The organism is Roseobacter sp., from assembly GCF_039970775.1.
Lineage (GTDB): Bacteria > Pseudomonadota > Alphaproteobacteria > Rhodobacterales > Rhodobacteraceae > Roseobacter.
Genome location: NZ_JBDVLG010000052.1, coordinates 166050 through 180058, shown reverse-complemented (window position 1 = coordinate 180058; position 14009 = coordinate 166050). Strand labels below are relative to the sequence as shown.

At 59.3% G+C, this 14009-nt stretch carries 14 protein-coding genes; 6 read left to right on the top strand and 8 right to left on the bottom strand.

Annotated features, from left to right (window positions below; genetic code table 11):
* The first annotated feature begins 1 nt into the window (after position 1).
* The 3 genes from moaC to lexA all read left to right on the top strand — a co-directional run bounded on the left by moaC (position 2) and on the right by lexA (position 2418).
* Positions 2-481 carry a cyclic pyranopterin monophosphate synthase MoaC gene (gene moaC, locus ABJH13_RS14700; RefSeq protein WP_348406971.1) on the top strand — a complete coding sequence of 160 codons (480 nt, stop codon included), beginning with the start codon at positions 2-4 and terminating at the stop codon, positions 479-481.
* Entirely contained in the window at positions 478-1650 is a 1173-nt protein-coding gene (glp, locus tag ABJH13_RS14695) for a gephyrin-like molybdotransferase Glp (protein ID WP_348406970.1), read from the top strand. Before moaC ends, glp begins: the two co-directional genes overlap by 4 nt.
* 66 nt (positions 1651-1716) lie before the next feature.
* A complete protein-coding gene (gene lexA / locus ABJH13_RS14690; protein ID WP_348406969.1) occupies positions 1717-2418 on the top strand; it encodes a transcriptional repressor LexA in 702 nt (233 codons plus the stop codon).
* Here the strand turns inward: lexA and ABJH13_RS14685 are convergent.
* Positions 2412-4457: a ComEC/Rec2 family competence protein gene (locus tag ABJH13_RS14685; RefSeq protein ID WP_348406968.1), complete on the bottom strand. Its 2046-nt coding sequence runs from the start codon at positions 4455-4457 to the stop codon at positions 2412-2414. The two genes, lexA and ABJH13_RS14685, sit on opposite strands and share 7 nt — an antisense overlap.
* An 89-nt stretch (positions 4458-4546) precedes the next feature.
* On the opposite strand from ABJH13_RS14685, the gene gltX reads away from it, so the two are divergent.
* From gltX to ABJH13_RS14670, 3 genes are all read left to right on the top strand, one after another.
* Positions 4547-5968, top strand: a complete 1422-nt coding sequence (gene gltX, locus ABJH13_RS14680; protein WP_348406967.1) for a glutamate--tRNA ligase — start codon at positions 4547-4549, stop codon at positions 5966-5968.
* Between the two features lie 75 nt (positions 5969-6043).
* On the top strand, positions 6044-7339 hold the full coding sequence (gltA, locus tag ABJH13_RS14675; RefSeq protein ID WP_348406966.1) for a citrate synthase: 1296 nt from the start codon (positions 6044-6046) through the stop codon (positions 7337-7339).
* Positions 7340-7626: 287 nt separating this feature from the next.
* Positions 7627-7929 (top strand): hypothetical protein, encoded by a 303-nt coding sequence (locus ABJH13_RS14670; protein WP_348406965.1) that lies wholly within the window; start codon positions 7627-7629, stop codon positions 7927-7929.
* On the opposite strand, the gene ABJH13_RS14665 is transcribed toward ABJH13_RS14670, so the two are convergent.
* The 7 genes from ABJH13_RS14665 to argC form a co-directional block, all read right to left on the bottom strand.
* On the bottom strand, positions 7926-8702 hold the full coding sequence (locus tag ABJH13_RS14665; protein WP_348406964.1) for an enoyl-CoA hydratase-related protein: 777 nt from the start codon (positions 8700-8702) through the stop codon (positions 7926-7928). The genes ABJH13_RS14670 and ABJH13_RS14665 overlap by 4 nt on opposite strands.
* Before the next feature lie 67 nt (positions 8703-8769).
* Positions 8770-9222 carry a cytochrome c-type biogenesis protein gene (locus ABJH13_RS14660; protein ID WP_348406963.1) on the bottom strand — a complete coding sequence of 151 codons (453 nt, stop codon included), beginning with the start codon at positions 9220-9222 and terminating at the stop codon, positions 8770-8772.
* Positions 9219-11183 (bottom strand): heme lyase CcmF/NrfE family subunit, encoded by a 1965-nt coding sequence (locus tag ABJH13_RS14655; protein WP_348407006.1) that lies wholly within the window; start codon positions 11181-11183, stop codon positions 9219-9221. Before ABJH13_RS14655 ends, ABJH13_RS14660 begins: the two co-directional genes overlap by 4 nt.
* A 59-nt stretch (positions 11184-11242) precedes the next feature.
* Entirely contained in the window at positions 11243-11833 is a 591-nt protein-coding gene (locus tag ABJH13_RS14650; protein WP_348406962.1) for a holin family protein, read from the bottom strand.
* Positions 11824-12435, bottom strand: coding sequence for a holin-associated N-acetylmuramidase (locus tag ABJH13_RS14645; protein ID WP_348406961.1), 612 nt, complete (start codon positions 12433-12435; stop codon positions 11824-11826). The genes ABJH13_RS14650 and ABJH13_RS14645 overlap by 10 nt, the downstream gene beginning before the upstream one ends.
* 77 nt (positions 12436-12512) lie before the next feature.
* On the bottom strand, positions 12513-12956 hold the full coding sequence (gene ccmE, locus ABJH13_RS14640) for a cytochrome c maturation protein CcmE (protein ID WP_348406960.1): 444 nt from the start codon (positions 12954-12956) through the stop codon (positions 12513-12515).
* Between the two features lie 6 nt (positions 12957-12962).
* Complete coding sequence (argC, locus tag ABJH13_RS14635) at positions 12963-13991, bottom strand: N-acetyl-gamma-glutamyl-phosphate reductase (protein WP_348406959.1); 1029 nt, start codon at positions 13989-13991, stop codon at positions 12963-12965.
* Positions 13992-14009: the final 18 nt, after the last annotated feature.

The window sequence follows — 14009 nt, the reverse complement described above, 5'->3', positions numbered from 1 at the left end:
CATGACCAACACGCTGACGCATTTTGATGGCAAGGGCGACGCGCATATGGTCGATGTCGGGCAAAAACCCATCACCGACCGGATCGCCGTAGCCCGGTGCCACATCCAGATGCAACCCGGAACCTTTGACATCATCCAACAAGGCAGCGCCAAAAAAGGCGACGTTTTGGGGGTCGCCCGGATTGCAGGGATCATGGCGGCCAAACGCACGTCTGATCTGATCCCGCTGTGTCATCCGTTGCCCATCACCAAGGTGACGGTTGAATTTTCACCGCGCCCGGACCTGCCGGGCTATGACATCGAAGCGACGGTCAAAACCACCGGGCAAACCGGGGTCGAGATGGAGGCGCTCACCGCGGCATCTGTGACGGCGTTAACCGTTTATGACATGACAAAAGCCGTTGATAAGTCGATGCAAATCGGCGAATTGCGCGTGGCCCTGAAGGATGGTGGCAAATCCGGCCGGTTCGAAGCGCCATGATTTCGGTTGCCGAAGCGCGCGCGCAATTGTTTGCGTTGATCGACCCATTGGGCGTTGAAACCGTACCCTTGCGTGCGGCCGCGGGCCGGGTTTTGGCGCGCGACGTGGCGGCCACCCGGACGCAACCGCCTTTTGATGCGTCATCGATGGACGGTTATGCCATGCGCCGCGCCGAGGTCGAACCTGACGCGATGTTCAAGGTGGTGGGCGAAGCCGCCGCCGGGCATGGGTTTGACGGGCGCATCGGGCCCGGCCAATGCGTGCGCATTTTCACCGGTGCGCCTGTACCCGACGACGCCGATTTTGTGGTGATCCAAGAGGACGTCACCCGGCGTGGCACCCTCATCACGCTCAACCGCGACATGGACACCAAGGACAACATCCGCCCCGCCGGTGGTGATTTTTCCGCCGGTGATGTGATGCACGCGCCCCGGCGGTTGACCTCAACCGACATCGCATTGCTGGCCTCTATGAATATCGCGCAGGTGCCCGTCACACGCCGCCCAACCGTCGCGATAATGGCCACCGGCGACGAATTGGTCATGCCCGGCGAAACCCCCGGCCCCGATCAGATCATCGCGTCCAACACCTTTGGACTGGCTGCGATGCTTGACGCCGAAGGCGCGCAGACCCGCCTGTTGCCCATCGCAAAAGACACCGAAAGCGCCCTGACCACGGCCTTTGGCCTTGCACGCGGGGCCGATCTGATCATCACCATTGGCGGCGCGTCGGTCGGGGATCACGATCTGGTGGCGCCGGTCGCGGATGCCTTGGGCATGCAGCAGTCCTTTTACAAAGTCGCCATGCGCCCCGGAAAACCGCTCATGGCGGGGCGGTTGGGCGATGCGGCGATGATCGGTTTGCCCGGCAATCCTGTGTCGGCCTTGGTGTGTGGCACGATTTTCGTGGTGCCGGTGGTGCGCGCTATGCTGGGCCTAGAGGCCGCAGCCCCTGCACCGCTTTGGGCCACACTGGCCGCGCCCCTGCCCCAAAATGGCCCGCGCGAACATTACATGCGTGCGTCGGTCGGCACCGACGGACTGCGCGCCTTTGACAGCCAAGACAGTTCACTGTTGAGCGTTTTGTCGCGCGCCAATGCGTTGTTGGTGCGTGCGCCCCATGACCCGCCCCGGTCCATTGGCGAAACTGTGCCGTATCTGCCGCTCTGAAAGCGTTGACACAAAACAGGAACAACACTAGAACAAAGGGAAATCGCGGCGTCGGAGGATCAAAATATGCTCACCAAGAAGCAGATGGATTTATTGGAGTTCATTCACAAACGCGTGCAGCGCGACGGGGTGCCGCCCAGTTTCGACGAAATGAAAGAAGCGCTGGATTTGCGTTCTAAGTCCGGCATTCACCGCCTGATCACCGCCCTTGAAGAACGCGGTTTTATCCGCCGGCTGGCCCACCGGGCCCGCGCCATCGAGATCGTAAAGTTGCCCGAAAGCCTGGGTGGCGCCGCGACGCCGGGGTTTTCGCCCCGTGTGATCGAAGGCGACAAGCCCGACGCAGCGATACCCGCCAACGCGCAACCCGTGCACAGAGCCTTTGCCACAGAGCTGCCTGTCATGGGTAAAATCGCCGCGGGTGTGCCGATTGAAGCGATCAACCAACAGTCGCATAGCGTTGCGGTGCCGGGTGGCATGATATCGGGCTCTGGCGAGCATTACGCCCTTGAGGTCAGCGGCGATTCTATGATCGATGCCGGGATCAACGATGGCGATGTTGTTGTGATCCGCGAGACCAACACCGCCGACAATGGTGATATCGTTGTGGCCCTCGTGGAAGACCACGAAGCAACCCTGAAACGGTTCATGCGCAAGGGGCGCACCATTGCCCTAGAAGCCGCCAACCCGGCCTATGAAACACGGATCTTCAACGAAGATCAGGTCAAGGTTCAGGGCAAATTGGTCGGGCTTATCCGCAGCTATTGATCACGGACATTTCGGTACCACGACGTCCAGAGCCGGTCTCCGCTGAGGTCGCGCGTTGAGACAAGGCGCACAGCGCCCCGGCGTTCGAGGATCGCGACAGACCCCATATATTTCAAACGGTCCGGATCCAGCAGGATGCAATCTGACGTAACGGACGGCAGCGGGTGGTTCGCCACCACGATCTGATCTGCAGCGCACCCTTCAAACCCCGCAACCGCGCGTTTGCCCGCCAAATGGGTCAGGACAACGCCACCGGGCAACATCGCATTTCGGCTGTCGGGCCAGCGCGCGGCGGCTGTGGGTTGATCGGTCGCATCGCCGTCGTTTTCCAACCAGTTGCGCGCCACAAAACCCGCCCCTTTGGCCTTGCTAAGCGCGCGACCTTCGTCGGTCATGACGCCCACCAATCCGCCATTTTCGGCAATCAACCCGATGGGCCGGTCAGAGACGCCCCAAAGCCAAAACGCCGCCACAATCGGGACCGCTCCGACCAACCGGCTGCGCCCTTGCCAAAGGCACAGCCACAAAAACCCCAACGCAATTATCGGCAAAACCGCGATCCCCGGCCCGTGCACAAAAGACCGCGCGCCGCCCAACCCGGCGACAAAACTACCAACCTCAAGTATCCATCGCAAACCCAACCCCATGATCCAAAGGCCGATCCAATCCAACCCAAACGGGGCCAAGACCAAGGCCAGCACAGCCGCCGGGATCACCACGGTGCCCATCATCGGCACGGATGTCAGGTTGGCCAGCAAACCATAGTGCGAAATCGCATTGAAATGCGCGGCCCCAATGGGCGCTGTCGCCAGCCCCGCAATGCCCGATGACATCAACACAGCCACGACCGGTTTGGCCCATTTTGGCCCCATTCCGATGCCTTGGTCGCGCATAAACCCAAAGACGGCCACCAAGGCCGTGGTCGCGGCAAATGACATCTGAAATCCCGGCCCCAGCAGTGCTTCGGGACGCAGGACCAGAACAATCGTTGCCGCAATCGCTACCGCGCGCAACGATATCGCCCGCCGGTTGACCATCAGCGCGGTCAACGCCACGGCCACCATGATAAATGCGCGTTCCGTGGCGACATTGCCGCCCGACAGCGCAAGGTACCCCGTTGCAATCGCCAACGCGCCCGCAGCGGCCAATTTGCGCGCAGGCACCCGCAACGCCACCGGGGGCACCAGCGCGATAAGGATACGCAAAAGAGCAAAGACAAACCCCGTCAGTAGCCCCATATGCAGGCCCGAAATGGCCAGAAGATGCGCCAAGTTACTGGCGCGCAGTTCGTCCAACGCTTGCTGGCTGATGGAACTGCGCGCACCTGTGGTGACGGCCACGGCCACGCCGCCCACATCGCCGGGCAAGATCTCGAGCATGCGCGCGCCCACTGCCATACGCACGCGAAAGATCATCAGATCCAGTTGGTGTTTTTGGGGCGGGGCGATGGCCAGAACCGGCACGCGGGTATAGCCCACACCGCCCAATTGGCCAAACCACGCGTGGCGTTGAAAATCGAAGCCCCCCGGTTCAACCGGGCCGCCGGGGGGCGAAATATGCGCTGTCGTCATAACCCGCAATCCTGGTGCAGGCGCAATGCTGTGGGTTTGATCGCCATGCAGTGAAATACGCACCCGCTGCGGCGTCCGGGCGGGTGGCGTGCGTTCGAGCACGACGTCATCCAATGTAATACGCACCGCGTCCGAACTGCTGCGGTCGATGTTCACGATACGCCCTTCAACGGGGCCGTAGTACCGCCAGCTCATCACCGGGCTGGCCACATCATGGGCCCTATGCGCGGCCAACAAAAACCCACCTCCGATCAAAACGAGGGCCGTCATCAGCGGGCGCACGGCTTCGCCCAGCCACCGCGCAGCGATAGACGCGCACACAGCAACCGCCCCCAAAACGCCGAGAAACATCAACGTGGGTTCAAACCGCAATAAAAAGTAGAGCCCAATCCCGATGGCCAGACAAACCGGCACCCATTCGAAAAGTGACCCGCGTTGGTCCAGCAAGATGGACCTTATTCGCCCCACGTGGCACCTCCTTGCCCCTGCTTGCCGCACTGGATAGATAGGCGGTCTAGGTTTACGCCCCACATGGTTACTGAAAGGTAAATGCCCGCATGTCCGCACCTGTTGTTACGCGTTTCGCGCCCTCGCCCACGGGCTATTTGCACATTGGCGGTGCACGCACGGCCCTGTTCAACTGGCTTTATGCGCGCGGACGCGGCGGCAAATTCCTGCTGCGCATCGAAGACACCGATCGCGCGCGATCCACCCCCGAAGCCACGCAGGCCATTTTGCAGGGCATGGCGTGGTTGGGTCTGGATCATGACGGCGAGATCGTCAGCCAGTTTGACAACGCCGGTCGCCATGCCGCCGTCGCACATGAGCTGCTGGCCGCCGGCAAGGCCTACAAATGTTTCGCCACCCCCGACGAGATCACCGCGTTTCGCGAGGCCGCCCGCGCCGATGGCAAAAGCACGCTGTACCGGTCGCCGTGGCGCGACGCAGCCCCTGAAACCCACCCCGATGCGCCATTTGTGGTGCGTATTCGCGCGCCGCAATCAGGCGAAACCGTGATCCGCGACGAGGTGCAGGGCAATGTCACCATTCGCAACGATCAATTGGATGACATGATACTGCTGCGGTCGGACGGGACACCGGTTTATATGTTGGCCGTTGTCGTGGATGACCACGATATGGGGGTGACGCATGTGATCCGCGGCGATGACCACCTGAACAACGCCGCGCGCCAGATGATGATTTATGGCGCGATGGGCTGGGACGTGCCGGTCTGGGCGCATATCCCGCTGATCCACGGGCCAGATGGCAAAAAGCTGTCGAAACGTCACGGCGCATTGGGCGCCCAAGAATATCAAGGCATGGGTTATCCGGCCGCCGGAATGCGCAATTATCTCGCGCGTTTGGGCTGGAGCCATGGCGATGACGAATTTTTTACCGACGCACAGGCCCGCGAATGGTTTGACCTAAACGGAATTGGCAAAAGCCCCGCGCGGTTTGATCTGAAAAAGCTAGAAAACCTGTCGGGTCAACATATTGCGCAGTCCGATGATGCCGCATTGCAGCACGAAGTGACAGCATACTTGGCCGCAGCCGACCAGCCAGCACTAAATGAAGCGCAGACAGCCGGCCTAGGCCGCGCGTTATATTGTGTGAAAGAACGCGCCAAAAGCTTTCCGGAACTTATTGAAAAAGCACACTTTGCGTTAACCTCTCGTCCGGTAGAAGCAGATCAGAAAGCAGCGAAGGCGCTTGATTCAGTATCCCGTGGTATACTGGAGGAATTGACGCCGCAGTTGCAAACTGATAGCTGGAGCAGAGAAAATTTGGAGGCGGTTCTGAACACGTTTGCGCATAGCAAAGACACCAAGTTCGGAAAACTGGCAGGTCCTCTGCGGGCCGCGCTCGCAGGTCGGGCGGTCACCCCTTCGGTCTTCGATATGATGCTGGTTCTTGGCCAAGAGGAAACTCTTGCCCGTTTAACAGACGCAGCTGACGGCGCCGGGGCACCCCCTGCGTGATGAATTGGCCGGATGCACTGTGCATCACAGGCCGTATCGCGGGCGCGCCCGCAGGCAAAACAGGAAGGACCTCTCATGGCTGAAAGCAAGAAATCCGCAACACTCAGCATTGACGGAAACACGTATGATTTGCCTATTTTTTCCCCCACTGCCGGGCCGGATGTCCTAGATATTCGCAAACTTTACGCCCAGGCAGGCGTTTTCACGTATGATCCCGGCTTTACCTCGACAGCAAGCTGCGACAGCACGATCACGTTCATCGATGGCGACAAGGGTGAACTGCTGCACCGCGGCTATCCGATTGACCAACTGGCCGGGCAATCCCACTATCTAGAGGTCTGCTACCTGCTGCTGTATGGGGAACTGCCATCCGCCAAGCAACTGGAAGACTTTGAGCTGACGATCACGCACCATACGATGCTGCACGAACAAATGGTCAATTTCTTCCGCGGGTTCCGCCGCGATGCGCACCCCATGGCCATTATGGTTGGCGTTGTTGGCGCGATGTCTGCGTTTTACCACGACAGCACAGACGTGGCAGATGAACGTCAACGCGAAATCGCAAGCCACCGGTTGATTGCCAAAATGCCGACGATCGCTGCTTGGGCCTATAAATATTCCATCGGACAGCCGTTTGTGTACCCGCGCAATGACCTCGATTATTCGTCGAACTTCCTGCGCATGTGTTTTTCGGTCCCGGCCGAAGATTACGAGGTTAACCCCATCCTCAGCCGCGCGATGGACCGTATCTTTACGTTGCACGCCGATCACGAGCAAAATGCGTCAACCTCGACCGTGCGATTGGCATCGTCCTCGGGCGCAAACCCGTTTGCCTGTGTTGCGGCGGGTATTGCGTGCCTCTGGGGCCCTGCACATGGGGGCGCCAACCAAGCCTGCTTGGAAATGCTCAACGAGATCGGCACACCTGACCGTATCCCCGAATTCATCGCCCGCGCGAAGGACAAAAACGACCCCTTCCGCCTGATGGGCTTTGGCCACCGGGTTTACAAAAACTTCGACCCACGTGCGACGGTGATGAAGCAATCCGCCGACGAGGTGCTGGATCTTTTGGGCGTAGAAAACAACCCGATCTTGCAGGTTGCCAAAGAATTGGAAGCCGCGGCCTTGAACGATCCCTACTTCACCGAGAAGAAACTCTTCCCGAATGTAGACTTCTATTCCGGCATCATCCTCGAAGCGATGGGCTTCCCGACGTCCATGTTCACCCCGATCTTTGCGCTCAGCCGTACAGTCGGTTGGGTGTCGCAATGGAAAGAAATGATCGCGGATCCGCAAAACAAAATCGGCCGTCCCCGCCAGCTTTATTTTGGCGACACGGCACGGGACTACGTGGATATCGAAAACCGCTAATACGAAACACGCTGCTGCGCCCGGACAATTGGGCGCAGCAGTGGCTGCGAATCAACGGACGGCATGGCGCCAAATGACGGCCGACCTAGCCGCCAACTGTCGACCAACAGCGCGGCGAACCGCCACGCGATTGGCGCACTGTTTCGTCAGCTTGCACAATAAACTGAAAAATTTGATCTCGCTCCTACATCTTCTTTACGATGAGAAATCGGACGCGTGAGGTGCAGCAATTTCACACGCCACGTGCCGGTGTGAACAAAACTGCATGCCTCCCGCAGGAGCCCCCGATGACACGCCTGCAAAACCGCCCTAATCATGTTGAAACAGGGCTCGCGCAGCGCATGCCTGTCGCCCCATCCACAGGGGTCGGCCCGGAGGGCGCGATTATCCCCGACACGTCCGAGCATGCAGATTCCATAGCTGTCGTTTACGACAGCGGCACCCCCGCCCCGGCCATCACCATAACCACCAACAACGGCGTGCAAACGGTGCATGCAGACGGCATTGCCGTAGCGATTATTGCCAGCGCTGCAGGCACAGACCTATGTCCGGCAGATGTTGTATTGGTCGAACGGTTTGTGATCGTCTAACGCCCCTCGAACCGCGCAGCGCGTTTTTCCGTAAAGGCCAAAACGCCTTCTTTGAAATCGCGAGATTTGCCACATTGCCCTTGCTGGCGCGCTTCTAAAGTCAACTGATCGTCCAACGTGTTATTCCAACTGCCACGGATGACGGTTTTGATCGCGCTATACGCAGCCGTAGGTCCCTGAGCCAGATGCGCAGCCCGCGCCGCCCAATGTGCGTCAAAACCTATATCCGGGACGGCCTCCCAGATCATGCCCCATTCATCCGCTTGGCGCGCGGTGATTTTATCGGCAAAAAGCGCCGCCCCCATGGCCTTGGCCGTCCCCATGGTGCGCGGCAAAACATAGGTGCCGCCTGCGTCCGGGATCAGACCAATACGTGTGAACGCTTGCATGAAATAGGCGCTTTCGCAGGCGATCACCACATCTGCGGCCAGCGCCAGATTGGCCCCAGCCCCAGCCGCCGCACCATTCACAGCCGCTATCGTGGGGACAGGGCAGTCCACAATCGCGCGCAGCATCGGTTGGTATTCATCGCGCAACGTCCGTTCCAGATCGAGGTTCGCCGCACTGACCCGGTCCCCCAGATCTTGCCCCGAGCAAAACGCCCGGTCAGCCCCGGTAATCACAACCACACGCGCTATTTTACCTGCCTCAGACACCGCATAGGCGATCTCGGCACGCATCTGCGTGCTCAGGGCATTCATCTTTTCCGGCCGGTTCAGGGTGATGGTCGCGACGCCATCCTTCAGCGTGTAGATCAACGTTTGATAATCCATGGGGCGTCCTTTTTCTGCCGCCCCTTAGTGTACCAAACTGATCAGTTCAGAAAAGAGCAACGAGACGTCACTCTTCAAGGATTTTGCGCAACCGCGTTTTTTCGGCCTCGGACAACGCGCTGTCTTGCGGCGCCGCAGACCGTGACCGCCCGCGCAAATATCCAAAACCGCCCCACATCGCCACCAATAACATCACCGGGCCCGCCGCCCACAATGCCAAGGTTGACCCGCTTGCACGCGGCGACATCAGGACAAATTCACCGTAGCGTGCGACGAAAAAATCCATCACCGCCGCGTCGGTGGCTCCATCAGTGATCAATTCGCGCACGGTGCGGCGCGCGTCTTCGGCCCAATTGGCATTGGACGACGCCACAGATTCCGATTGGCACACCACGCAACGCAACTCGTGATCAATCGCGCGGGCGCGGGCCTCTAGCGCCGGATCGTCCAACATTTCAGACGGGTCAAGCGCCCATAACGGCCCCGCCAGCAACATCAAAACAAGCGCCAGCCGCATCATTCTGCAGGCACCGCGTTCGGAGATTTACGCGCCCCTGCCGCCACGCGAAAGCGCCGGTCGGACAGGCTGAACACCCCACCCAAAGCCATCAACCCCGCGCCGATCCAGATCCAGTTGGTGAGAGGTTTGATATAGGTGCGCACCGCCCAACCGCCTTGCGCCTGTTGGTCCCCGATCACCACATACACATCGCGCGCGAGGTCGTAGTCGATCGCGGCTTCGGTGGTGGGCATTTGCGCCACGGGATACACGCGCTTTTCGGGTTCGAGTTCGGCAATGACGCGCCCGTTTTGCGCCAACGTGACGAACCCGGTGGTGGACAGGTAATTCGGCCCCTCGCTGTTCACAACATCGTTCAACGTGAGCGTATATTCACCCACATCAAAGGGCTCACCAAACTGTGCCACGCGAATATCTTCGTGCTGCCACGCCATAAGCCCAGACACCCCCATCATGGTGATCCCCAGCCCCGAATGCGCGATCATTTTGCCCCAATCCGCACGTGGCAGCCGCATCAGGCGCCCAAACCGCCCCGGCCCACGCCCAGTGCGTTGCGCCAGATCAACCAACGTACCCATCACAATCCAGGCCGCCAAAAACATCCCTATCGGGCCCAAAACCGTCCGCCCCGATTGCAGGGTATAGGCCAGTCCGCCCACCGCCAGCGCCAATACAAAGACGTATCGCAACGGCCGCATGGCCCGCATGATGCGCGCCCGTTTCCACGGCATTGCCGACCCGATAGGCAAGATAAGCCCCAGCACCAACATGAACGGTGAAAACGCCATGTTGAAAAACGGGGGGCCCACGCTGAGCCTGCGATCAAAGAACATTTCGGCCACCAACGGCCACATCGTGCCGACAAACACCACGAAACACGCCACCGCTAACAGCAGGTTGTTGACCAGCAACGCGCTTTCGCGACTAACCAGCCCAAAGACACCCTTGGCCTCCATCGCGGTGGCGCGCCACGCAAACAAGATCAGCGCGCCGCCCATGAAAAAACCCATGATCATCAGGATAAACACACCGCGTTCGGGGTCATTGGCAAAGGCGTGCACCGATGTCAGCAACCCCGAGCGCACGATAAACGTACCGATCAGGGAAAACCCAAACGCTAAGATCGCCAACAGAATGGTCCAGCTTTTCAGCGCTTCGCGTTTTTCGACCACAATCGCAGAATGCAACAAAGCAGCTGCTAGCAACCACGGCATAAACGATGCGTTTTCGACCGGATCCCAGAACCAAAAACCGCCCCAGCCCAGTTCGTAGTAGGCCCACCAAGACCCCAACGCGATGCCGATGGTCAAAAAGACCCACGCCGCCAAGGTCCACGGGCGCACCCACCGGCCCCATGCGGCGTCCACGCGCCCCTCAATCAGGGCGGCCACGGCAAAGCTAAACGCCATGCTCAGCCCCACATAGCCTAGGTATAAAAACGGTGGGTGAAACGCGAGGCCGGGATCTTGCAGCAGCGGGTTCAGATCTTGGCCATCAAACGGCGGCACGGCCAGTCGCAAAAACGGGTTCGACGTAAACAGGATAAACGCGAAAAACGCCACTGCAATCGCCGATTGCACTGCCAAAACGCGGGCGCGTAAGGTCGGCGGTAGATTGCCGCCAAACCATGCCGCCGTAGCGCCAAACAGCGTAACAATCAGCACCCACAACAACATAGAGCCTTCGTGATTGCCCCATGTACCGCTGATTTTATAGAGCATCGGCTTGGCGGAATGGCTGTTTAACGTCACCAACCGCAGGCTGAAATCTGACGTGATGAACGCGTACATCAACGCGGCAAAGGCAAAAGCCGTCAGCAAAAATTGCGCCGACGCTGCGGGCTCTGCGATGGCCATCCACGATGGCCACCGTTTGTGTGCACCAACCAGTGGCACGATCATCTGTACAATCGCCACAAGAAAGGCGAGGATCAGGGCGAAGTGTCCGAACTCTGTAATCATGTGGTCAAGTATATGCCGCACCGCCCTCGCGTCCAATGACAATCGCGCCTCTCACCGGTTCACTTTGTCGCGGCCTGCGGGTTCTGGGCCCGCCATTCTGTCAACGCGGTGTTTTCGTCAGGCACAACCGACAACGTCGCCAATCGCGCGTCATGGCCTGCGTCCGCTAACCCCGGCGCTGTCGCACGCAACCCGCCAAGCGCCGATAGGTTTTCCACGACCTTGGGCGCAAACGACATAGTTTGCGCGATAGACTTTTGGAATTGTTGGCTTTTAACCTGATGCCGCGCGCCGAAATAGAACGACACAATCACCCCCAGCAACCACCACAATGGTTCGGGCACCAGGGCGATCCCCTGCATGCGTTCGGCAAACCATATCGGGTCAATCATCGCGGCAAGAAACAACCCCAACGTGCCCAACGCCAACGCGGGGCGCGGCACCCGGTTCACCCCATCCATAATCTGATCAAACCGCCCCTTGCGCGCGGCCTCGAATTCTTGGGCAAACTGCGCCATCGCCCCCAAGCGGACCTCTTGCGCCCGCGCGGCTTCTTCTTCGGTGTTTTGGCGAAAGACCTCGGCGGTCTCGACGATAACATTGCGGTCATTTCCGAAAATGACGTTAAACAATCCTGAAATCAAACCCATGCCGCGACCCTTTGATGAAATTGCTGATGTGACAGATGGTACCGCGGCGATATAAATTCTTCGGCGCGCTTGATCCAACCGCCTTTGCGCCCGGCCCGCGTACGCGCATATTTGCGGCTGGCGGCACGGCGGTCCGCGATCCGGAAATAGTAGTTGCGCCGCGCGATACCGTAGGCATCCGCGATATAGGTCGGCGCCTCCAGATAGGCCGCCTGCGCCGCGCCGATGGTTTGCGGCCCCAACACGCCGTCCACCGACACGCTGCGGCCCATATCGCGCAACAAACGCTGTAGGATTTTCACCGCATTGGCGCCCGCGTTCACGTACATATCAAAAACCGACGCCTGCAGCACCGGCGGCAACAGCGCAATCAGTGGTTTTTCGAAGTAATGTTTTTCGAATATTTCGATGGCGTGCTCTTTGGTCAGTGCCCGCACATCCGAAATGGTAACCGCGCCGTCCCGATCCAGATCAATGCCCAACGCCCGCATCGTGTGAATGGTCACGCCGTGGTTCGTCGCCCCACCGGGGTCGTCGGGGTCATTGACGAACCCACCCTCACGCCCAACGATTTCAGTTGCGATCTCTCTGACCGTTTGCATCGACGTCCCCTTTTCCAGTGGTTGCCGTGGAAAATGGACAAAGAATGGTTAATTCCCGATAAGAGCAGCGTACGGTGTTACCCGTCGACGGGTTGATAAACGCCTTGTTCTTTCAGGGCATCCACCACTTCGGCGGGCATGTAGGTTTCGTCATGTTTCGCAAGAATTTCAGAGGCTTCAAAGACCCCGTTGATATAGCGGCCCGTGCCCACCATACCTTGATTTTCTTCAAATAGATCGGGCAGAACCCCGGTGTAGGTCACCGGCACAACCGCGCCACCATCTGTTACGCTAAAGCGGATTGTCTTGCCTTGGCCGCGCACAATAGAGCCTTCTTCGACCAGACCGCCGATGCGAAATACCTCAGACGGTCCGGGCGGTTGCGCCAAAATCTGGCTGGGTGCGCGGAAAAAGTTGATACCGTCGCGCATCGCATACCCGATCAGCGCAGTCGACAGAACCAACGCCACCGCCGCGACGGCGATGACCTGAATACGGCGCTGTTTCTTTAGGCTTTTCATCGTCCCTCACGGAAATAGCGGCGCCATCATTAGCCCCGTCGTCTCCTGAATACCTAGCATCAGATTGGCGTTTTGCAACGCCTGCCCGCTAGACCCTTTGGTCAAATTATCGAGCGCACCGACCACGATCGCACGCCCCGGCAACCGGTCGGCGACCACACCGATGTGGCAAAAGTTCGACCCGCGCACATGCCGCGTGCTGGGGGCTTCGCCAAAAGGCAGCACCTCGATAAATGGTTCTGAGGCATAACAGGCCGCCAGCGCCGCGTGGATCGCCTGCGCGTCACCTTTCACGTAGCCTGTCGCCAAGATACCCCGGTTGGCTGGCACCAGATGCGGCGTGAATTGCACCTTGACGGGGCGCCCCGCCACCGCGCTAAATTCTTGGTCGAACTCGCCCAGATGCCGGTGCGTGCCGCCGACCGCATAGGCGTGATAGCCCTCGGACAATTCCGCATGCAGCAGGTTTTCCTTAAGGCTGCGCCCCGCGCCTGACACCGCACATTTCAGATCAAGGATGATCTCATCAAGATCAATCACACCGGCGGTGATCAGCGGGCGCACCATAAATTGCCCCGTCGCCGCATTGCAGCCCGTGCCCGCAACCAACCGCGCCGCGGTAATCTCATCACGGTAGAATTCTGTCAGCCCGTAGACTGCTTCTGCTTGGTGATCAATTGCGGCATGCGGGTTGCCATACCACTGTTCATAAGCCGCCGGATCCCGCAGCCGGAAGTCCGCGCTCAAATCCACAATCTTCAGATCTTGCGGCAGCTTCGCAATCACCTCTTGGCTGGTTTTATGCGGCAAGGCGCAAAAACACAGGTCAATCTTTGCAAAATCGATCTGGTCGATGGTCACCAGCGTCGGCAATGTCAGGTGACGTAAGTGCGGAAACACCTGTGCGATGCTAAGTCCCGCCTTGGAGTTGGCCCCAAGCGCCGTGATGGTCATATCTGGATGATCCGCAATCAGCCGGATCAGTTCTGCCCCGGTGTAGCCAGAGGCCCCGAGAATAGCGATAGAATAGGTCATAGGATGTCCGTATCGAAG